Genomic DNA, 20,457 nt, shown 5'->3' on the forward strand with positions numbered 1-20,457 from the left:
GATGCCGTCGATCTCTAAAATACGATTTACCAACATTATCTATGACAAAGGAAGTAAACGTTATAACGATGATATCTTCTATTTTGACGGCTGCAACGGTGCATTTGTGCTGGAAAACGGAGGGGGAAAGACCGTATTTGTACAAACGGCTCTGCAGGCCATCATCCCCCACTCGGAGGTAGCGGGAAGAAAGGTGAAGGAAACCTATCAGCTGGAAGGCAGCTGTGCCCATGTGGCCATCGAATGGATTCTCCATGAGCGGCCCAGAAGATATGCCCTAACAGCCGTCACTTTGTTTATGACACCCAAGGGGGTAGACTCCCTGCGGTTTGTCCATGAATATGGGGCAGGAGACCCGCACTCTATCGAGAACATTCCCTTCACACGAATCTCAGAGTCCGGGAAAAAACGTCCGTCAGCCAAAGAGGAGATGAATGAATACTACCAAAGCATGAAAAGCAGGAGCATCAATGCCCAAACCTTTCCGACCATCTCTTCTTTTGAACAATATATCGAAGAAAAGTTTAAGATCATACCGGCAGAATGGCGGAGTATTGCCGTAATCAACAAAGCAGAAGGGGGCGTGGACAAGTTCTTTGCAGACTGTGTTACTACGGGGCAGCTGGTAGATAACCTGATCATCCCCTCGATCGAAGAAGTCATGTCCGGATCCGGGGACAAAGATTTTGCCGATACTTTTGAAAAACAGCGAGAGCATTTCAAAGAATACAAGCGGCTCAAAAAGCAGATCGAAGAGTGTACCCTGATCGAGGAAAAGATGCAGCGGTATATCTCGGTGTATGAAAAACTCCACGATGCGGAGCATGAATATACCCTGCAAAAGCAAGAAGGGAAAGGTCTCTATCATATGGCCTGTGAAGAACGGGATCAGAATGAAGCAGAACTTAGAAAGCTCCAGGAGCAAGAGCAGCAATGCAATGAAAAAATCCAAATCCGAAAATGGAAGGAAGACTCACTCCACTTGCTCCTACAGGAAGAGGAAACCCAAAGGCTAAAGCAGATCTACCAAGAAAAACAGCAGGAAATGGATCAGATCCAGAAACGGTATGATGAAAAAGCAGCACTCAGTCAAAATATCAAGCTGTCAGATTTGCGGGAAAAGATACGGGAGGAAGAAGAGCGGCAGGAACTGATCCAAGAGCTGCTGGCCGGCCTGGATCAAGACACGGATGTGGAGGAACTCCAGGAAAAGCTGCTGCAAAACGGCCGGAGGTTGAAAGGGTTCTATCTGGGGCAGATCGAGGAATTGGACAAACGGCTGCAGCAGGTTAGGATACAAAAGAGTACCTACGAAAAGGATCTGAGAGAGTACAAACAGACGATCCAAGAGTTGGAAAACAAGGTATCCAAACTCACCTATGAAACAGGGCAGATACAAGGGGCAATCCACAGCAAGGAACAGGAGATGGAAGCCCATGAGAAAGAGCTTCTATCCAATCCCAAAACGGAAAAAATCGATATAAAACTGCCGGAGTGGAAGGAGCGGGTCACAGAACTGCAAAAGCTCCTCATAGGGTACCAGGAAGAAATAACCTTATTGGAGGAGAGAGAAACAGCGCTGGAGGAACCCTTGCGTAAAAAACGGGAGGAACAGAACAAGGTTCTCGCCCAATACAAAGTCATGCAGAACCGGATGGAATCCCTGCAGCAGAAGCAGGAGAATATTCTTCGATCTCTAAGGAAAACATTTCCCCAGATGTATACCGTAGACAATATCTATCTGAAAGAGACCCTGGTCAAAGGACAGCTGAGCAGAGAAATGGAAAAACTGCGGGCAGAAAAAGAAGAACTGTTACTGCGAGAGCGGATTGCCAAGCGCTTTTCCGATGACTATAGGGACAATCAAATCTTCACTGGAGATGCCAACATACTGAATATAGTGAACCGGCTCAGAAGTCAGTTCGGCTATCTGAAGACCGGTACGGAATATGTACAGGAGGCGGCGGCAGCCCTTCACACATCGGAAAAGGTATTGAATGAAAAGTACCCCCTATGGGCAACTTCTATTGTTGTATTAGAAAGCAAATATGAGCAGTTGTTTAATAAGCTTGCAGCAGAATCCCACAAAATCAATCAGCCCGTCTTCCTCCTCTCAGACCAGGAAGCAGCCGCTCTTGTCAACGGGAAAGAAGAGAAGATAAAAGATACGGTCATACCGGGATTTTGGAATGAGCATATTCATCAAGACACCTTTGAAGAGTGGAAGAAGAAGGTAGCCATTGAGGGAGAAAAAATCGAAAGAGAGAGAGTCGAAAAAGAGCGGCAACTGAGCCATATACAGACTATCCAAGACCGGGTATACACATTTCTGGAGGAATATCCGTATGAAGGCTATACAACCTTGGAGGAACAGTGCGCCAACCTCGCCCAGCAGGCAGAAGCTCTGAGGCACTGGGTGCAGGACTGCGAGAACAAAATCCGGCAGATTCATCAGGATCGAAAGCTGTATGGAGACAAGGAAAAAGAGGTTTCTATGGAGCTGGATATGATCTCTCACAAAATATCGGCAGGAAACAAGTATATGTCTTTGAAAACACAAAAACAAAAAGACGAAGAAAAGCTGAAGCAGGTCCAAGCTGCGAGAGAGACCCAGGAGAGAGTTCTTACCAAGCACAAAAGAGAGATGGACCGTATACAATCAACCCTCCAGGATCTGAACTACGAGGTTCAGGAGCAGGAGAGAAACAAGACCGAGATACTGAACCTATCCTTGTACCTGGAAGTCAAAGACTTAGATCCCCACTATACATCCAAAACCAAGGCAGCTCTGGAGGAAGAAAGAAAAAATCTCCGGGATGAGCTGCAAAAGAAACAAAAAAACCGCAGCAATATTGAAAGAGATCTGGAAGAATGTCAAAAAAGACGACAGAGATATGAAAAAGAATACAGTCTGGAGATCAGAGGAGCGGCCTACCCCATCGATCCAACCATCACAGCTTCTGCATTTAGGATGGAGGAACGGGAGCGGCTGATCGAACAAATCCAGCTGTTAAAAGAAGAAATGAATGATCGATCCGGCGAGGCTTCGGGAGCCCGAAGCAGATATGACGGACAGGAGGCGGTCTATCAGGAGAAGAAGAGCAGCTTTTATAAAGCCTATCCAGAGATCTATGCCTTTGATGTGGAGCTTTCAAAGGCACAGGAGGCCCTGGATCTAGAAAGAAAAGAACTGCAAAAAGAACAGCAGCATATCATGGAGACCCATGCTAAGCTTTCCAAGGAACAGGGCAAGATGGAGCAAGCCATACGGGAGCTGGAGATCATCAATGGGGAGCATAAATTCATTCACGAATCTATAAAAGCCGGGGACATCCAAGGAACAGACTACTACTACAAAAGGCTGGAGACCGTAGAAAGATTGAAAAAAGGGCTGGAGAGTACCTATCAGGCAGTAGTGGAGCAGCAGGGAAAAGTGAGTCGTGAGAAGGAAGTATTTGCAGCCTTTTGTACCCAGGAGATCCATGATATACGACTGCGGCAGATGACCATATCCAGCATCTTGACCAAGACAGACTATCAGGAGCTCCTCCAAAGCCGGAATAATATCGCCAACCGGATCGTGCGAACCAAAAAGATCGCGATGGATGATATCAAGCAGCATGATGATGAGATGAATCAGTTCATCAACCACCTGTATGTGCATCTGGACTATATCGGTCAGGAGATCCGGATGATCCCCCACAAAACCAGGATCCGAACAGAAGAGGGCAGCAAGGAGATCTACCAGTTCACAGTACCGGAGTGGATCGAATCCGAGGCCAAGGAGCAGCTGCGAAAGCATATCGAATGGATGCTGGAGCAGTTGGAAAAAGATCCGAAATTCCGAGATGAGGACGGGGGAGAACAGTACACGGAGATCAAAAAGTTCACAGAAAAATCCCTGCAGACAAAGCAGCTCATGCAGATGATCATGAAAGGCAATATGGTCAAAATCAAATGCCGAAAAGTAACCAATGACAACAAGGTCAGTAGCGGCTTTTCCTCCTGGGAAGAATCCAACCAATGGTCAGGGGGCGAGAAATGGAGCAAAAACATGACTCTCTTCTTAGGTCTCATGAACTATATGGCAGAAAAAAGACAGCACATCAACCTGGGAGTAGGACGGACCCGTACAGTGATTATGGATAACCCCTTCGGACACGCATCCAGCGACCATGTTTTAAACCCAGTATTTTATATCGCAGAACAGTTGGGCTTTCAGATGATCGCTCTAACTGCCCATGCAGAAGGATCCTTTATCAGAGAATATTTTCCGGTGGTCTACAGCTGCCGTCTGAGGGAGGCTGCCAATGGGCAGACCAGTATTATGACCTATGAGAAGGAAATCAAGCATGTGTATTTTAAGGACCATGATCCAATTGTTTTGGATCGATTGGGGAGAAGGGAGCAGCTTACGCTTTTTGACCTTTGAAGGGAGGCGAATGTAGGAGAATAGGAGTGGACATGTTTCTGCATACGGCAATGAACAAACTGAAAGTGAATGATGTCTGTGAATGTATTGCAGGCAAGTGCGTGAGTATACTGCCGAAGCTTGCAGAAAGTATTCGGCAGCAATCCCAATGCCAGCAACTCGGACAGCAATCATTCAGAAAGTAGCTCCTATGATAATTACGGAGGTGGTTCAAGCAGCGGCTCCACTATTTACCCAAGGGCACAGGTTTCTTTTGAACTGTCGGTGACAGCGCCCACACCGCCGGGGCTGTGACCATAACTGTCTTTTGCATTTATTTTTTTATTCGCATCAAACTTCCGCCCATTTTCACCACTAATTTGCGCGGTGAAACACGTATGGAACTAACCAGCAGTTTGTTGTGAAACCCTGCGACCACAACTGGCTTGCCGCGAATGAGCGCCTGATATCCGATCGCTGCTACCCGATCGGCCTTCATTGTTAAGCCACTAAACATTCTGATGTGCTCAATGCCCGCTCTTTGGGCGAAGTTCGTTTTTGTTGCACCGGGACACAGTGTGGTAACTGTGACGCCGGTGCCTTTTAGTTCTTCCGCAATGGCCTCTGAAAAATGCAGGACAAAAGCTTTAGAGGCACAGTATATCGCATTGAGCGGGCAAGGGCTGAATGATCCTGTAGAGCCTATATTCAGAATTCTTCCGCTTTTACGCGCGCACATATCCTTAACAAAAAGTCCTGTCAGGACCACCATTGCATTCATATTTACAGACATAAGACGCATGTAATCGGCCAACACTACTTCGTGAAAATTTCCATATACCTGTATTCCTGCATTGTTGACTAGAATGTCGACAGTGATCGCATTTTCTTTAGAATAAGTATAGATTTCCTGTGGGCTTGATGGCTGTGACAAATCCATCGGTAAACAGTGGATTTTTATGTTCGGATATTGCTGTTGTAGCCCATTTGCTGCCGTATGCAGCCTGGCCTTGTTTTGGGAAATCATGATTAAGTTATATCCATTTCGGGCAAATAGCTTTGAAAGCTCAAATCCGATTCCGCTGGAGGCACCTGTGATCAGTGCTGTTTGTGTTCTCATTGGCAGTACCGCTCCTTCCTGTTTATTGTATAATCTGTGTGAGTATGCTATTATTGTAACATCATATATATCCTATGAATAGAATGGAGTTTATCCTATGACAAAAACTCATACTATACAAGAAAAAACAGCAGATGAAATTCGCCGTCAGGAACTGTCTGACTTTTTGAAAAGCCGTAGAGCACGTCTGCAGCCGGAAGAATGTGGGCTTCCTCTCACAAAAAAACGGCGTGTTCCCGGACTAAGACGCGAGGAGGTTGCCCAGTTGGCTGGGGTGAGCGTTTCCTGGTATACATGGCTTGAGCAGGGACGCCCCATCAGCGTATCTGAACAGGTCATAGAAAGTCTTGCTCGTGTATTTCGGTTGGATTGGGCTGAGCGGAGACATTTTTTCTTACTGACAAAGGAGCATCTGCCACACAAAAAAGGCAGCGTCTTGCCTGTATGTGAATTGCCACCGGAGCTACAGCAGGTACTGGACGCCTTTGAAAGGTGTCCCGCCTATATCCTTGATTCTTGCTGGAATATCGTGGGCTGGAATAAAAGTGCTTCTTCCGTATTTGCTGAGTATGTAGATTCCTCTCAGTCCTACAACAACTTGATTTGGATTTTGTTTACTTCCCCAGCTCAAAAGAAAATGCTTGTTGATTGGGATAACGAGGCCAAACGATGCCTTGCCGCATTTCGCGCAAGCACACAACAATATATCACAATGCCGGAACTGAGGAATTTGATTGATGATCTGAAACATGCTAGCCCGCATTTTAACGTCTGGTGGAAGGAATATGATATCATGATTCCACACGCCAAACGCAAGCTGATCATTCACCCTGACGCGGGCAAACTGGCTTTTTATACGACGACATTATCCTTCCCTGATTATCCTCAGTTAAACATGATGGTCTATATTCCGCTTGAAGAAGAAGATACGGAGACCAAACTACGTAAACTGATTCAGTTTTAGCTGAAAAAATTTGATTCAAGACTTTTTAAGGAAGGAAACCGCAAGAATATGACGAATTTTGATCAATTATTTCATGTACTAAAAAGCTACTGCGATATTCCAAATGAGGAATTAGACAGAATAAAAGGCCTCTTTTATTCATGTAAATTGAAAAAAGGAGAATTATTTGTCAGAAGCGGTAATATGACTCATACCATTGGTTTTATATTATCCGGTCTGCTTCGCTACTTTTATATTGACCGGAATGGAGCGGAGAGTACTAAGGCTTTTGCCGCAGAGAATGATTTTGCCGTATCTTATGGAAGTATGCTACTTAATCAGCCTTCTGCCTTTTCGATTGAAGCATTGGAAGATACCACTCTGCTGTACATTCATTATTCGGAATGGAAGAAGCTTTTGGACAGTACGTCTTGCTGGAATGTTGTTGCACGCAAGGTGATGGAAAAGATCTATGTGATAAAGCAGATCCGCGAAAGTCAGTTGCTTTTAGAGGACGCCCAAAGTCGATACCTTCATTTCATAGATCAGTATCCGGGGTTGTATAATAGATTAAAACAGCATCATATTGCCTCTTATTTAGGTATTTTGCCAGTTTCCCTAAGTCGAATCCGTAAAAAAATACGAGAATCTTAACCTATGTTAATGATATTCAAGGCTTCCGGCAGTATGCTTTTGATATACTGTTAGGAGGGATTATAATGAATACAAAGCAAAATGTTGTTTTAATCACAGGCGGAAGCTCAGGGATAGGTCTTGCTCTCGCAAAAAAATTTTCAAGTGAAGAAAATAAAGTAATCATCGTAAGTAGATCGGAACAGAAGCTGGCTTCTGTAAAAGCGCAATTTCCTCAAATCATCACGGAAGCTGCAGATATAACCGAAGAGTATTCTATAGCCAAGCTTGTAGCAAAATACAAGGATGTCAATATTCTGGTAAATAATGCGGGAGTTCACCATGAGTGCAGCTTTAGAAATGGCATTGAGGATTTTTCTCTTTTAAGGAATGAAATTGATACCAATTTTGTTGCACCTGTTATGCTGGCCGAAAAGTTTATTCCGGAGCTTTTTGCAAAAAAAAAAACGCGGCTATTATCAATATTTCATCCTACTTTGGCATCAGTCCCAAACCGGGTGTTCCTGTGTATTCTGCAACTAAGGCTGCAATGCGTTCCTTTTCAAAATCACTCAGAATGCAGCTTAGAGGTACATCCATTAAGGTGTTCGATATTGTGCCTCCCATTGTCGAAACCCCCTTAACGGCACAAATCAATCCGAATGTTCTGAAGATGAAACCGGAAGAGCTGATTGAAATCGCATGGAAAAGCTTGATAAAAGACAAATACGATATATATCCAGGCTTATCTAAATTGTTTTATGTGTTAAGTCGCGTGCATCCAAGGTATTTAGAGAATAAGGTTATGAAAACAACCTTGAATGAAAAGAATCCCTAGTTAAAAAAATTAGGGATTAAATACATCCGTATTATATAAACAACGCATGTGGAGGTTGTGTCACAGATAGTTAAAATATAATAAGTAAGAGAGCAGTGAATCTATAATAGCCTTGAAGTTGGATATATATACTAAAGGGATAACACTTCTTATGATTATTAGGATAATATGCTATATTAAAAAGTGGCAATCAGAGTAAAATAATTCCCTGGATTGCTGCTTTTTAAATCTGGCTGAAAATGACGACTGTGTAATTTCATACTGAGGTGATGAGAGTCAGGGTGGAAGAAGGAAGTACTATAGGATTACAGAAAAAGGAAAAGAGACTTACTTTGAAAACAAAAAAAACTGGGAAAACGTAAAGCACATTCTAGAAGAATTATTATAAAGGAAAGGTGGAAATTAAAATGAATGAAATATTTAGATGGAGTATTTTCAGCCTATGAGGACGAGCGTGCGGTGAGAGAGTTAAAGGAAGAACTATCTGTAGATTTGAAGGAGAGGCTCAGTGATTTTAAAGCTCAGGGCTATGATGAAGAAGCTGCTTATAATATGACATTCCATAGGAGATATAAAAGAAATCATTGAAAGGAACATCTTTTAAAAATGCCGTTTTAAGAAATGTATCTTTTAAATATTCTGATGTAAAGAAGGCTACTTTTGATAGTGCTGTAATGGATAAAGTTAACCTATGCTGTTTTAAAAGGCAGCAAAGCAAATCTGGATAATGTCACAGTAATTTAGAGAGTAAGACATGTTTGAAAGGAATACAGTTGTTTCAGCTAATGGACTCGGAACCTAAAAGTACTAGAGAAAATAAATGGGTGATCATTCTGGAAAACAGTTTAAATGATACTTCAATGATTTTTAGGGGGACTTACTATATGGATTTGGGGAGATTATTTAAAGATTACAATAACTATATATATGCTTATGCATACAAATTAACAAAGAATAAGGAAAAAGCCGAGGACTTAACACAAGAAACTTTTTTAAAAGCTTATGAAAAGCTGAGTCAACTGCGATCGTATGATTCAATGAAATACTGGTTAAGGAGTATTTGTTTTAATATACATTTAATGACTATTAGAAAACAAAAAAATATTAAAGAAATGTCCTATGATGAACTTGAGCAACTTCATAAAGATGGAGATTTGATAACTATTGATAATTCATTGCCAACCCCTGAGGATGAAGTCATTGTAGATGAGGCAATAAAAGATATTCAAAATGGTTGTTTCCTAACAATGGTACATAGGCTATCAGATAATCAACGAATAGTATTTTCACTTGTAGATATGTTTGGTTTAACAATTGAAGAATCAGCAAAAGTTATAGATTTATCAGAGTCTGCAGTAAAGGCTTTGCTTTATAGGGCCAGATTGAAATTGGATAAATTCTTCGGAGAAAACTGCAGTTTAGTTTTGGTGGAGAATCCATGTAACTGTCAGGCTTGGGCAGAATTTTCGGACCATAGAAACAAATTAAAAACAAGAGTGTCAAATAATAGGAGGAATAGTTTAAGGCGTAAGCGTGAGACTATGTGTTTTAATAATTCGGAAATAAGAAACAAATTGAGATATCTTTACGCAAAAATGCCAGATCATAAACCAAGCGTAGAATGGTATGAAGAGGTTTTAGAAGTAATAGAAAATTTTTATAAAAATTAATGTAAAGCGCAACTTGGGCTTATTTTTTGCATCTTATATATTGTAGGACAAAATAAATCATTGTTGAAGGAGATGTATAATATGTCTAAGATTTTTCCGGAAGTAATTAAAAATCTACCAGAAGCGGATATCCCGCTAGATGGAATCACTGCATTTTTATCCCAAGGAGATCAGCACCAGATTATATTTATGGAATTTGAAAAAGATGTTGATTTGCCGGAGCACGAACATGAAAGCCAATATGGTATAGTTCTTGAAGGTAAAATCGAATTAACGATTGATGGTGTAAAGAATACTTTTGTGAAAGGAGACAGGTATTATATCCCGTCAGGTGTTAAGCACTTTGGTAAGATTTTTGCTGGATATGCAGATATGACATTTTTTAACGAAAAAGATAGATATTCAAAAAAATAGTTTAGAATGATAGGATAATTATGGAGATGTTTCAATTAATGAATGTTTCTTGATGTTATATGTTATATAATGAAGGAAGAGCATGAAGGAGCAATTCATATGCTACGAACTGCCAATGTACCTGGGTTTTATAAAGCCAAGCGATAGTAGTTTATATAATCAGGTAGGTGAGATAATGAATTGTTGTTTGTGTGGGGAAGAAACAGATAATTGTAATCCATGGGGGGATTATATATGTAATGAATGTATGGAGAATATTTATTTGGAAAATAATCGGATTAGTAATCTTAATGATAAAGATAGATGTATAGAATTGAAAAGCTCTATTAATAACCTAATTAAAATAATAGAGACTGAAAATAAAGGACCATTTCCAAGATTTTATAGCTACTTAAAAATTATGAGTAAGAATTTAGATATTTGCATAAAAGAAAATTTTGAGGACTTGGATGAATTAATTCCATTGCTAAAAGAAGACTGGGCAAATTGCTGGCAAATACATTGCGGATTAGATGATTGGTATATTCAAAGAGAAGAACATGAAGAACAGGTAAAAATAAATATGCTTTTCAGAAAAATGGAGCATAAAATTGAAAAGCTGATGAAATTTAAGGACAGCGTATAAAATAAATTAATTTTTCATTTTTTGTAAATGCCGGAATAATTTACTCTTCTCAAAGCGGGATTCCCCAGATGCAGTTTAGAGGTGTCATAGCAACGGAGACTGCAGTAGGGGTAGAGAAGGAGTACAATAGATTGGAATCAAGGGTTTTGAAGAATCTTAAGTGAATATAGAGTGTATTTTATGTTCCCTCAGATCGCATAGGTTTGAGGGAATTTGTTTTTTTAGAGGGGACGAAATTTCTCAGCATAGAGGCGGTTGGTCTCTAAAGGTCTAGTTGAGAACTGAAAAAGTGGTTTGAATCGGGGAATCTGCATGTGAATGCCACTAAGCTTTTAGGCTACAATAACTGTTAATTGAAAAGATATTCTTAAAACTTAAACGAACCCCGTTGACTTTAAAGTCAATTAAGTTTATACTATGAATACACCATTGACTATAAAGTCAATGGTCATAAAACAGGAGGTAAAAGTGTATGGTGCGAAAGAGTAAAGATGCTGAATTTATTTGTGAATATGAAATCAAAGACCATAAAATTATGACAATGGAAGAAGAGAAGCGTGAACGGGTTATTGCAGCAGCTTTGAAGGAATTCAATAAAGGATACCATTCAGCCAATATAGATGAAATCATCAAAGAAGCAGGCATATCTAAGGGGTTAATTTTTCACTATTTTGGCTCAAAAAGAGGACTGTTTCTATTTTTACTGAAGTATTCTGCTGAAATTATTAACAACGAATATGCTAAGGTAATTCTAAGTAGTAGGGATTTTCTGGAAAATGTTTGGGAGGTATCTAAGCTTGCAATGGAAATGACATTACAGTATCCACTCATTTATGGATTTATAGGGAAGGCGGTTTTTGTTCTTAATGAGATTTTTCCGGAGGGGTTGCCTAAGGATATACCTAACTCTAACGAAGGACTTTTACAGGAAATCCTTAAAAAATCGGATAGGTCATTTTTTAGGGATGATATTGATAGAGATAAGGCTCAAAATGTTGCTTTGTGGACAATGAAGGGCTTTTCTGACAGTTTACTGGCATATGGGGATGACTTGGAAAACTATAACGCTAATTTAGACAAGTTAATGAAGGAATTTGAAGAATATGTGGAACTGCTTCGCAAGTTGCTTTATAAATAAAAATGCTGAGGAGGATTTGATATGTTTATTGATGTCTCAAGTTTAAAGAAAAGCTACACAACTGGAGTGGTTAAAACTGAAGTTTTGAAGGGCATCGCAATGAATTTAGGAAAGGGAGAAATCGGTGTTATCCTGGGACCCTCCGGTTCAGGAAAATCCACACTGATGAATATTCTTGGGGGGATTGACCGTGGCGACAGCGGCAAGGTCATGGTTGATGGAGTTGAGATAAATAATCTAAATGATGATCAGTTGACGGAGTATAGACGTGAGGAGATCGGTTTCGTATTCCAGTTCTATAACCTGGTTCCCAACCTTACAGTCGGAGAAAATATTGAAGTCGTTTCCAATATCAGCAAATCACCTCTCAACATTGACGAGGTTTTAGAAGCAGTGGGGATGTTAGATAAAAAACACCGCTTTCCAAGAGAACTCAGCGGTGGAGAGCAGCAAAGAGTCTCCATTGCCAGGGCGATTGTCAAGAATCCAAAGCTGCTGCTTTGCGACGAGCCAACCGGGGCCCTTGACTTTTTAACTTCTCGAAGCATCCTACAGCTTCTCCAGCAGGTGAACAAAAAATACGGAACAACCCTTTTGATGATCACCCACAATGCTGCGATTGCCGCTATGGCCAACAGAGTATTTAAGGTGCGAAGCGGAGAAATCGTAGAAGCAATGGTGAATCAGGTGACTGTTCCAGCGGAAAGGATTGAGTGGTAATGGCCTTAAACAAGAGAGTATTTCGGATGTTGAAAGGAAACCTGCTGCGATATATTGGCGTTCTTATGCTGATTATCCTTGGAAGCTATACGTTTGTTGTGGCGGCGGGGCTTTCTCAGAATCTTGCTAACCTCGTCACAACCTTTACAGAGGAGCATAAGCAGGAAGATCTGTCCTTTTCAACCGATAGAGCTATTTCTGATAGGGCAGGATTAGAGAAAGAGTTTGAGGCTATCATCGAGGAGTATATGAGCTTTGATGCTGAACTGTCCGACACCCTTACCCTGCGGCTCCTCAGTGAAACGGAAAAGCTGAACATTCCGGCTGTTATAGAGGGACGAGGGCTTTTAGGTTCAGGGGAGATTCTACTTGACCCTGCCTTTGCCGAAGCGAACGGCTACCCTATAGGCAGTCAAATAGAAGCGGCAGATAAAACCTTCGCTGTGGTGGGCTTTGTGTCTCTGCCCCATTATATCTATCCCCTAAAGAACGTGTATGATATACTGTATTCACCCCATGACTTCGGTGTGGCGGTCATAAATCGAGAGGAATTTGCGGATATAGATAATGCTGCCAGCGTCTATTCCGTCAGGTTTCATGACAGAACCCAGAGCCTTAATAGACAGGTGGTGGAATTACGGGAAGGTTTACGGGCAGAAGGGATAACGGTATCCGACTGGATTGACATTATGAACAACAAACGGGCAAGAATGGTTTGGGCTTCCATAACCGGTATGAAAACCATGAGCGTACCGTTGCCGGCGGCCATGTTTCTACTGTGCTGCTTAATTATCGGCATCATGATCTGGCGTATGATTCGCTATGAATCGGTGATTATTGGGACCCTCTACGCCCAAGGCTACCGCAGGCGTGAATTAATGCGCCATTATATGACCCTTCCTCTACTGCTGGCTTTTGGAGGTGGAGTGATCGGAAGCTTGTTGGCACTACCCTTTATCGAGCCAATAGTTATAGCTATGGTTTCATATTATAATTTTCCCGTCATTGGAATTAAATTGAGTGTTTTGAATGTGTTGATTGGAATACTGACTCCGACGCTATTTTTGGGCCTCAGCAGTTATCTGGTAATACGCTCGGAACTGAAGCGCTCTCCGGCGGAGCTTATGAAGGGGGACAAGCAAAAAACCAAGGTTAACGCCCTGGAGCGGGCCTTTAAACTGGAAAGGTTTAAATTCAGCACCAAATTCAAGCTGCGGGAGCAGTTTAGAAGTATCTCACGGCTTGTGTTTCTCTTCTTGGGTGTTACCAGTGCCTCTGTCCTTATGCTCTTTGGTTTCACTCTTATGAACTCTTTTAACCATGTATTTAACACCGCTTCTGACGTCCAGTTTGAATATGAATATGCATTCAGGGATCTACAATACGGTGAGGCACCGGAAGGGGCTGAGACCTTCAATGCAGGAAAGTTTTATCCTGAGAACAACGAGGGAATTGAGTTTTATATAACCGGGATAGAACCAGATTCAACGATTGTGACGCTGAAGGATAGCAAGGGGAATCTCCTTCCGAATAATCAAACAAATATTACGAAGCCTTTGGCTAACCGACTAGGAATTAAGGCCGGAGACACCGTAACCCTCATAAACAAAGAGGATGGGAAAGCCTACGCCTTTCATATTGACGCAGTCGCCGACTCCAAGATCGAGCAATTTATCTTCATGCCAATAGATGCGTTTAACATAAAGCTGGGACTTCCAGAAAATAGCTATATGGGGCTTTTTAGCATGAATAAGCTTGATATTCCTGATGAAGCGCTTTCAGGAACCAAGTCTCTAAGGGAGGCATCAGATGCCATGGATGAATTTTTTGGGCAGATGATTTCCATGGTAGCATTGATGACTATTGTTTCCAGTATCGTGGCCTTGATTATCCTCTATCTTGTAACTTCGTTGATTATTGAGGAAAATAGGAACACCATATCGCTTTTCAAGGTATTTGGCTACCGCCGTCGGGAGATCAAGTCCATGATACTAAACAGCTCCACCTTTGTCATAGTAGCCGGATTTATGATCAGCATTCCTATTATGGCTGCGTCGATGGGCACAATGTACGGCTATCTTGGCAATATGATTAATTTAGTGCTGCCAACCATTATTAGTCCCCTTTATGTGGCTGTATGCTTCGTGGTCATCATGTTAACCTATCAGCTAAGCAAGCTGCTGTGTTCAAAGAGAGTGAACGAAGTTTCCATGAGTGAAGCGCTAAAAGCAGGAATGGAATAAGAAAAGTCTTTGTATTTATCTATGTTGAGGCAGTTAACTGCTTTGCATCTTCAAAGACTTCTGAAAGAAAAGCATATGGAAGAAATGTTTAAATACGTCAGAACTTTTCAAGTAAATATTGAAGTATGTTTGATATTCCCCCAGACTATACAAGTTTGGGGGAGTTTTCGTTTTGGGAGGTCTATTCCATATGCAAGCATAAGGAATTACGCAGAAAAAAGTGAGTTTTTTGCAATTTTATAGTATAATGATGATACAATATCTGCAAGCAGGCTCAGATATTGTAACAGACTAAAGGCAGCCTATTCGCATTGGAAAGAAGGAAATATACATGTACACAGAGGCTCTAAACCTAGACCCAACTGATAAAAACACAAAATCACTATGGTTTCTATTTTGCGGTAACAAGTTAATGGTAAGTCTTAAGGAAGATAAAGCCAGTATACCGGTTACAGAAGATATATCTGAATTGCAATTAGAACTTGTGAGAAATCAGTATATCGGTAAACTTGGAGGTATCCATTGTTTTTGTGCTGAAGTAAACTCAGAAGAAGATGTCCCGCCTCAACTGAAGCTTTTAGACTTGAGACAATTGATGGGCTTGGTAGACGAGGAAATCTTTTGGATGGCAGGAAAAGCCTTTCAAATCATGGATTGGGATAGAACCTTTCAGTTTTGCGGAAAATGTGGATCTCCTACGGAAACAATAAAAAATGAACATGCTAAAGTATGTACCTCTTGTAAATTTATTAATTATCCTAGGATCTCCCCAGCGATTATTGTGGCAGTAGTTAAGGATAAACAGCTTTTATTGGCTAGGGGTAAGAGGTTTACGGCCGCCATATATAGTGTCTTGGCAGGCTTTGCAGAACCAGGGGAAACACTTGAAGAATGTGTGGCTAGAGAAGTAATGGAAGAAGTGGGTATAAAAATAAAAAACATATCCTATTTCGGCAGCCAACCATGGCCATTTCCTAATTCATTGATGATAGCATTTACGGCAGAATATGAATCGGGAGAGATTAAAATAGATGAAAATGAGTTATTAGATGCTGGGTGGTTTACAGCACAGAATATACCGCCAAGACCCAGCAAAATCAGTATTGCCTCAAAATTAATTGACTGGTTTATAGAAAATCACTAGTCAAGTTTATACATTTGTGCATTAAGGGTCTGTTATAACATACAGACTCTTTTATTTGCGCCAAAAAGATCACAGGTCTTTAACTTGTAGAGCAAAAGGTGCGTTTAGAACTATGTAATGCAGTAATAAAGAGTGATGGAAGTTTAAAACATTCCCTCCTTTTTCCACCAAATATGTAAGCTTTGAATGAATGCAGGATAATATACAATAATAAGAAGTAGAAAAGTGTAATTTTTGTCCTATTCCATACGATAATACTTGAAAAGCATATTGAATTATTTTAAAATTAAATAGGCTGTTTTAACAAAATAAACGCCCCGTGTGGGGTGGGTTATAAGAATTTTATGGAGCTGAGTATAGGATATAGAGACATAAATCAAAATTTATGTTACAACACCACCACCAAATAAAGTAGTTCCAGGAGCAAAGCTGAGGACAAAATTTATTTGTGTGGTAGGGTTGATAAATATGGTAAGCTCTGCAGAAGGAGCTAGCCGTCTGCTGCCAGGACTATAGGCTACATCGAAGGGAATACCGGCTTTAATCAGCAGTGCAATAGCAGCTTGTAACTGGACAATTTGTATGTTACTGGATGATAATAGGCTGGTAAAGGTTTCAGAAGCTAGGATACTGGTTATTTCATTGCTTACATTAGCCATTTTTCAATTCTCCTCCCTATGATTCTAGTATATTTTATGCTTTTTTAGAAAAGTTGATAAAGATTTCTAAAAAGTTGTGCAAGCGCTGCATAAAGAAAGGGGGCATGCTTCTATGAAAAAGGAAAACAGGACAGTGCTTCAGATTAGCAGATTATTGCTTACTGTTTTTTTACCTTTCATTCTGCTTATGACGATTCTGCAGTTCTATACCTTTAATATAGACTTTTATCTGTCTACCTATGAAAAAAATAATGTTCAAGAGTCAACGGGTATGGGTATGAGGGATTTGGAGCGTGTTACCATAAAACTAATGGACTATCTAAAGGATCGGGAAGAAAATTTGGATATACAGGCGACCATAAGGGGAGAAATGCGGGAGGTATTCGGAGAACGGGAAAAGCTGCATATGATTGATGTTAAACAGCTGTTTCTTAAAGCTTTCGCCCTGAGAAAGCTTGGATTCCTTCTGATCGCAATAGCACTTATGGCAATCTACCGCTTATCGAATGATCCCCTGCGTGATATTTATAAGAGCGTGTTGTGGTCTGGACTGGTGCCTCTTATTTTTGCTCTTATTCTACTGATATTGATGCAGATTGATTTTAATAAATACTTTACCCATTTCCATGAAATATTTTTTGACAATGACCTTTGGTTGCTGGATCCAGAGAAGGAAGTATTAATTCAGATGGTACCTTTAGAGTTTTTTATTGAAATCAGCACAAAAATATTTAGCTGGTTTCTGGGAATACAATTAGTTTTATCGGCAGCGGCATATAAAATGCTCAGATCCGGAAAGATAAAAAGCTACTAAAATAAAAGCGGCCAAGACGAATGTTTTGGCTGCTCAATTTTTATCTATATATTTTCTATGGACGCAGTTTTACTAATGGGCCGTCTTAGATCGTCAATGAGAACGTTCAATGCATCGGCCAGTTTTTCGACGGTCTTAAAGCTTGGGTTTATTTTATCTCCTCTCTCAATTTCCTCAATATAGCTTTTCGATATATTGCTGCGAACTGCCAAATCTAAAGAAGTATAACCTTTCTCTGTACGCAGGTTGCGAATTTTCATGCCATCGATCATGCAAAATCCTCCTTATCGATAAGATTTTTCTATATGAAATTGTCAAGATAAAGATGATCGTACCTATTTTTATATATGAGGAAAATCTATCTATTATGTATAAGCATACCATATACTATTTTTTGAAAAATAAAAAAACTGTTAAATTTTATTTAAAATTCGACAAAACCTATTGTCATTTTATAGGTAAAGGTCTATAATGATAACAGAACATATGAATATATGTTCATATATAAAGATGAAGGAGACGGGATTATGACAAATAATCATGAAGACCGTTGCAGTTGCACGGTTATCCATAATGATGTTGTTGAAATGGTAAAGGAAAAAATGCCTGCGGAAGAAACCTTATATGATTTGGCAGAGTTATTTAAGGTTTTTGGAGATACCACTAGGATTAAAATACTGTGTGCTTTATTTGAAGCGGAAATGTGTGTTTGCGATATTGCTATACTGCTGGGCATGAATCAGTCGGCAATATCCCATCAATTAAGAGTACTTAAGCAGGCAAGGCTCGTGAAATACAGAAGAGATGGGAAGGTTGTATATTATTCACTAGATGACGATCATATCAAGCATATATTTGATCAGGGCTTCATCCATATCTTGCATAAGTAAGTAGAAGAGGGGGGACAAAAGGATGTTAAGCAGTGTAAAAAAAGAGGTTCTTTTAGAGGGATTAGATTGTGCTAGCTGTGCAATGAAAATTGAAGAGCGAATCAATAATATCGAAGGTGTATTATCTGCTTCTTTGAACTTTATTACCAATACCCTAACTTTTGAAACAGATAACAATGAGGAAATGGATAGGATTTGTGATGAAATAGATTCGATTGTACACAGCTTAGAACCACATGTGATTATTAAAGCGATTGGCAATGAAAATGTAGTCGATGACCCTGTTATGGAAGAAGATCATAATTGGAAAGAACATGTTCCTTTAGGAATAGGGATTTTATTATTTCTAGTAGGGATAATCGGTAAGTTCTCATTTTATTTTGAAGTGATTATATATATATCAAGTTATTTACTAATTGGTGGAGAAGTGCTTTGGAGAGCCGTACGAAATATTGGCAAAGGGCAGGTCTTTGATGAGAATTTTCTAATGAGTGTGGCTACTTTAGGAGCCTTTGTCATTGGAGAATATACCGAAGCAGTAGCAGTAATGCTGTTTTATCAGGTTGGTGAGCTGTTTCAAGATTATGCAGTAAACCGTTCTAAAAAATCCATCAAGGCATTGCTGGATATCCGACCGGATTCCGCGAACCTAAAAATTGGAGAAGAAATACAAAAGGTAAAACCACAATCTGTAAAGATTGGCGAGATTATTGTCGTGAGGCCAGGAGAGAAGATTCCGTTAGATGGAAAAATAATAGAGGGAATATCCATGGTGGATACTTCTGCTTTAACGGGAGAATCAGTACCTAGGAATTTAAAGCCTGGGGATCAGGCTTTGAGTGGTATGATAAATATCAATGGGCTGCTGACCATGGTTGTAGAGAAAACCTTCGGAGAATCAACGGTATCGAAAATATTAGAATTGGTTCAAAATGCAACGGCTAAAAAAGCTCCTACAGAAAATTTCATCACAAAATTTGCTAAGTATTATACGCCTATTGTTGTGTTTACCGCATTGGGAATTGCTATATTACCACCGCTGCTGCTTTCGGAAGCACTGTTCGCCGACTGGATTTACAGAGCATTAATATTTTTAGTGGTATCTTGTCCTTGCGCACTGGTTGTATCCATTCCATTAGGCTTTTTCGGTGGGATCGGTGGCGCATCGCGAAATGGCATATTGGTAAAAGGCGGCAATTACCTAGAAGCATTAAATGATGTAGATACGATTGTATTTGATAAAACTGGAACGCTGACCAAAGGGATTTTTAAAGTAAAGCAAATCTATTCTACAGGCTTATTGGATCAAGAAAAGCTTTTAGAATATGCAGCTTGCGGGGAAAGTTATGCCAATCATCCAATCGGAAAATCTATTTTACAGGCTTATGGTAAGGAAATAGAGAGAGTTAAAATTCAGCACTTTGAAGAAATTCCAGGATTTGGAACAAGAACAGTTTTAGAAGACAAGGAAATACTGGTTGGAAGCGGAAAGCTTATGGAGCGTGAAGGAATTGTTTTTGAAAGAATAGAAGCAGCCGGAACAGCAGTTTATATTGCTTTCCAAAAAGTCTATGCAGGATATATTTTAATCGATGACGAATTAAAGAAAGATGCTTCGCTTCTAATACAAGGACTTAATCAATTAGGAATTAAACGACTGGTTATGCTTACAGGAGACCACAAAACGGTTGCGGAATCTGTAGGATCTTCTTTAGGTATAACTGAAATCTATGCAGAACTGCTGCCCCATGAAAAGGTAGCGGCTTTAGAAGGACTTGAGCGTGAAAAACAAGGAAAAGGAAAAATACTGTTTCTTGGAGATGGTATCAACGATGCACCAGTACTTGCGAGAGCAGATATTGGCGCAGCTATGGGTGGTTTAGGCTCTGATGCGGCTATTGAGGCTTCAGATATTGTAATTATGGATGACGCACCTTCTAAACTGATTCAGGCAATAAAGATTGCAAAAAAAACAAGAAAGATTGTATATCAAAATATTATTTTTGCACTAGGGGTAAAGGGAATCGTATTAATCTTAGGTGCTGGCGGTTTGGCTACAATGTGGGAGGCTGTTTTTGCTGATGTGGGGGTAGCACTGCTTGCAATATTAAATGCATTACGTATTATGAAAATAGAGGAAACTGCTTAAAGAATTTGCAAAAGAGCTCTGCTTTAATAATCAGGGCTCTTTTATA

At 40.2% G+C, this 20,457-nt stretch carries 20 protein-coding genes and 2 pseudogenes; 19 read left to right on the top strand and 3 right to left on the bottom strand.

Going from position 1 to position 20,457, the window contains the following annotated elements; translation table 11 throughout:
* Window position 1 precedes the first annotated feature (1 nt).
* Together Gferi_RS27810 and Gferi_RS28360 are read left to right on the top strand one after the other, a co-directional pair.
* The gene (locus Gferi_RS27810; RefSeq protein WP_083273740.1) at window positions 2–4,432 is read left to right on the top strand and encodes a coiled-coil domain-containing protein; all 4,431 of its coding nucleotides are present in this window, start codon (window positions 2–4) and stop codon (window positions 4,430–4,432) included.
* A 26-nt stretch (window positions 4,433–4,458) separates the two neighbouring features.
* A complete protein-coding gene (locus Gferi_RS28360) occupies window positions 4,459–4,617 on the top strand; it encodes a hypothetical protein (protein WP_156782476.1) in 159 nt (52 codons plus the stop codon).
* A gap of 128 nt (window positions 4,618–4,745) precedes the next feature.
* Here the strand turns inward: Gferi_RS28360 and Gferi_RS23920 are convergent, their stop codons facing one another.
* Window positions 4,746–5,531, bottom strand: a complete 786-nt coding sequence (locus tag Gferi_RS23920) for an SDR family NAD(P)-dependent oxidoreductase (protein WP_069980632.1) — start codon at window positions 5,529–5,531, stop codon at window positions 4,746–4,748.
* A 97-nt stretch (window positions 5,532–5,628) separates the two neighbouring features.
* Here Gferi_RS23920 and Gferi_RS23925 point away from each other — a divergent pair, with 97 nt between their 5' ends.
* The 14 genes and pseudogenes from Gferi_RS23925 (at window position 5,629) to nudC (ending at window position 15,899) form a co-directional block, all read left to right on the top strand.
* Entirely contained in the window at window positions 5,629–6,495 is an 867-nt protein-coding gene (locus tag Gferi_RS23925; RefSeq protein WP_069980633.1) for a helix-turn-helix transcriptional regulator, read from the top strand.
* A gap of 48 nt (window positions 6,496–6,543) precedes the next feature.
* A complete protein-coding gene (locus Gferi_RS23930) occupies window positions 6,544–7,128 on the top strand; it encodes a Crp/Fnr family transcriptional regulator (RefSeq protein WP_069980634.1) in 585 nt (194 codons plus the stop codon).
* Window positions 7,129–7,193: 65 nt separating this feature from the next.
* Window positions 7,194–7,499 (top strand): annotated as a pseudogene (locus tag Gferi_RS29560) (SDR family NAD(P)-dependent oxidoreductase); the annotation flags it as partial.
* Between the two features lie 110 nt (window positions 7,500–7,609).
* Window positions 7,610–7,711 (top strand): annotated as a pseudogene (locus Gferi_RS29565) (hypothetical protein); the annotation flags it as partial.
* Between the two features lie 12 nt (window positions 7,712–7,723).
* Window positions 7,724–7,945: a Rossmann-fold NAD(P)-binding domain-containing protein gene (locus Gferi_RS27815; protein WP_083273742.1), complete on the top strand. Its 222-nt coding sequence runs from the start codon at window positions 7,724–7,726 to the stop codon at window positions 7,943–7,945.
* Between the two features lie 411 nt (window positions 7,946–8,356).
* Window positions 8,357–8,533, top strand: a complete 177-nt coding sequence (locus tag Gferi_RS28690) for an NUDIX hydrolase (RefSeq protein ID WP_207645777.1) — start codon at window positions 8,357–8,359, stop codon at window positions 8,531–8,533.
* Complete coding sequence (locus Gferi_RS29570) at window positions 8,530–8,673, top strand: pentapeptide repeat-containing protein (protein ID WP_207645778.1); 144 nt, start codon at window positions 8,530–8,532, stop codon at window positions 8,671–8,673. Before Gferi_RS28690 ends, Gferi_RS29570 begins: the two co-directional genes overlap by 4 nt.
* A gap of 156 nt (window positions 8,674–8,829) precedes the next feature.
* The gene (locus tag Gferi_RS23940) at window positions 8,830–9,615 is read left to right on the top strand and encodes an RNA polymerase sigma factor (RefSeq protein WP_069980635.1); all 786 of its coding nucleotides are present in this window, start codon (window positions 8,830–8,832) and stop codon (window positions 9,613–9,615) included.
* Between the two features lie 81 nt (window positions 9,616–9,696).
* Complete coding sequence (locus Gferi_RS23945) at window positions 9,697–10,029, top strand: cupin domain-containing protein (protein ID WP_069980636.1); 333 nt, start codon at window positions 9,697–9,699, stop codon at window positions 10,027–10,029.
* 82 nt (window positions 10,030–10,111) lie between these two features.
* Window positions 10,112–10,654, top strand: a complete 543-nt coding sequence (locus Gferi_RS23950; protein ID WP_069980637.1) for a hypothetical protein — start codon at window positions 10,112–10,114, stop codon at window positions 10,652–10,654.
* A 472-nt stretch (window positions 10,655–11,126) separates the two neighbouring features.
* Complete coding sequence (locus Gferi_RS23955) at window positions 11,127–11,792, top strand: TetR/AcrR family transcriptional regulator (protein ID WP_069980638.1); 666 nt, start codon at window positions 11,127–11,129, stop codon at window positions 11,790–11,792.
* A 21-nt stretch (window positions 11,793–11,813) separates the two neighbouring features.
* Window positions 11,814–12,512 (top strand): ABC transporter ATP-binding protein, encoded by a 699-nt coding sequence (locus Gferi_RS23960; RefSeq protein WP_069980639.1) that lies wholly within the window; start codon window positions 11,814–11,816, stop codon window positions 12,510–12,512.
* Window positions 12,513–12,538: 26 nt separating this feature from the next.
* Window positions 12,539–14,755: an ABC transporter permease gene (locus tag Gferi_RS23965; RefSeq protein ID WP_236932652.1), complete on the top strand. Its 2,217-nt coding sequence runs from the start codon at window positions 12,539–12,541 to the stop codon at window positions 14,753–14,755.
* A 331-nt stretch (window positions 14,756–15,086) separates the two neighbouring features.
* A complete protein-coding gene (gene nudC / locus Gferi_RS23975; RefSeq protein WP_069980642.1) occupies window positions 15,087–15,899 on the top strand; it encodes an NAD(+) diphosphatase in 813 nt (270 codons plus the stop codon).
* Between the two features lie 383 nt (window positions 15,900–16,282).
* Here the strand turns inward: nudC and Gferi_RS23980 are convergent, their stop codons facing one another.
* On the bottom strand, window positions 16,283–16,558 hold the full coding sequence (locus Gferi_RS23980) for a hypothetical protein (protein ID WP_069980643.1): 276 nt from the start codon (window positions 16,556–16,558) through the stop codon (window positions 16,283–16,285).
* 112 nt (window positions 16,559–16,670) lie between these two features.
* Here Gferi_RS23980 and Gferi_RS23985 point away from each other — a divergent pair, with 112 nt between their 5' ends.
* A complete protein-coding gene (locus tag Gferi_RS23985; protein WP_069980644.1) occupies window positions 16,671–17,372 on the top strand; it encodes a TIGR01906 family membrane protein in 702 nt (233 codons plus the stop codon).
* A 44-nt stretch (window positions 17,373–17,416) separates the two neighbouring features.
* Here the strand turns inward: Gferi_RS23985 and Gferi_RS23990 are convergent, their stop codons facing one another.
* On the bottom strand, window positions 17,417–17,644 hold the full coding sequence (locus Gferi_RS23990) for a helix-turn-helix domain-containing protein (protein WP_069980645.1): 228 nt from the start codon (window positions 17,642–17,644) through the stop codon (window positions 17,417–17,419).
* A 315-nt stretch (window positions 17,645–17,959) separates the two neighbouring features.
* Here Gferi_RS23990 and Gferi_RS23995 point away from each other — a divergent pair, with 315 nt between their 5' ends.
* Together Gferi_RS23995 and Gferi_RS24000 are read left to right on the top strand one after the other, a co-directional pair.
* On the top strand, window positions 17,960–18,262 hold the full coding sequence (locus tag Gferi_RS23995) for an ArsR/SmtB family transcription factor (RefSeq protein ID WP_456297980.1): 303 nt from the start codon (window positions 17,960–17,962) through the stop codon (window positions 18,260–18,262).
* A gap of 22 nt (window positions 18,263–18,284) precedes the next feature.
* Window positions 18,285–20,411 carry a heavy metal translocating P-type ATPase gene (locus Gferi_RS24000; RefSeq protein WP_069980647.1) on the top strand — a complete coding sequence of 709 codons (2,127 nt, stop codon included), beginning with the start codon at window positions 18,285–18,287 and terminating at the stop codon, window positions 20,409–20,411.
* Window positions 20,412–20,457: the final 46 nt, after the last annotated feature.

The organism is Geosporobacter ferrireducens, from assembly GCF_001750685.1.
In the GTDB taxonomy this organism is placed as follows: domain Bacteria; phylum Bacillota; class Clostridia; order Peptostreptococcales; family Thermotaleaceae; genus Geosporobacter; species Geosporobacter ferrireducens.

What these genes read in the sequence shown, in the direction of transcription:
- Gferi_RS27810 (WP_083273740.1), top strand. Translation starts at nt 2, where the DNA reads ATGCCGTCGATCTCTAAAATACGATTTACCAACATTATCTATGACAAA.
- Gferi_RS23920 (WP_069980632.1), bottom strand. Translation starts at nt 5,531, where the DNA reads ATGAGAACACAAACAGCACTGATCACAGGTGCCTCCAGCGGAATCGGA.
- Gferi_RS23925 (WP_069980633.1), top strand. Translation starts at nt 5,629, where the DNA reads ATGACAAAAACTCATACTATACAAGAAAAAACAGCAGATGAAATTCGC.
- Gferi_RS23930 (WP_069980634.1), top strand. Translation starts at nt 6,544, where the DNA reads ATGACGAATTTTGATCAATTATTTCATGTACTAAAAAGCTACTGCGAT.
- Gferi_RS28690 (WP_207645777.1), top strand. Translation starts at nt 8,357, where the DNA reads ATGAAATATTTAGATGGAGTATTTTCAGCCTATGAGGACGAGCGTGCG.
- Gferi_RS23940 (WP_069980635.1), top strand. Translation starts at nt 8,830, where the DNA reads ATGGATTTGGGGAGATTATTTAAAGATTACAATAACTATATATATGCT.
- Gferi_RS23945 (WP_069980636.1), top strand. Translation starts at nt 9,697, where the DNA reads ATGTCTAAGATTTTTCCGGAAGTAATTAAAAATCTACCAGAAGCGGAT.
- Gferi_RS23950 (WP_069980637.1), top strand. Translation starts at nt 10,112, where the DNA reads ATGAAGGAGCAATTCATATGCTACGAACTGCCAATGTACCTGGGTTTT.
- Gferi_RS23955 (WP_069980638.1), top strand. Translation starts at nt 11,127, where the DNA reads ATGGTGCGAAAGAGTAAAGATGCTGAATTTATTTGTGAATATGAAATC.
- Gferi_RS23960 (WP_069980639.1), top strand. Translation starts at nt 11,814, where the DNA reads ATGTTTATTGATGTCTCAAGTTTAAAGAAAAGCTACACAACTGGAGTG.
- Gferi_RS23965 (WP_236932652.1), top strand. Translation starts at nt 12,539, where the DNA reads ATGTTGAAAGGAAACCTGCTGCGATATATTGGCGTTCTTATGCTGATT.
- nudC (WP_069980642.1), top strand. Translation starts at nt 15,087, where the DNA reads ATGTACACAGAGGCTCTAAACCTAGACCCAACTGATAAAAACACAAAA.
- Gferi_RS23980 (WP_069980643.1), bottom strand. Translation starts at nt 16,558, where the DNA reads ATGGCTAATGTAAGCAATGAAATAACCAGTATCCTAGCTTCTGAAACC.
- Gferi_RS23985 (WP_069980644.1), top strand. Translation starts at nt 16,671, where the DNA reads ATGAAAAAGGAAAACAGGACAGTGCTTCAGATTAGCAGATTATTGCTT.
- Gferi_RS23990 (WP_069980645.1), bottom strand. Translation starts at nt 17,644, where the DNA reads ATGATCGATGGCATGAAAATTCGCAACCTGCGTACAGAGAAAGGTTAT.
- Gferi_RS23995 (WP_456297980.1), top strand. Translation starts at nt 17,960, where the DNA reads ATGGTAAAGGAAAAAATGCCTGCGGAAGAAACCTTATATGATTTGGCA.
- Gferi_RS24000 (WP_069980647.1), top strand. Translation starts at nt 18,285, where the DNA reads ATGTTAAGCAGTGTAAAAAAAGAGGTTCTTTTAGAGGGATTAGATTGT.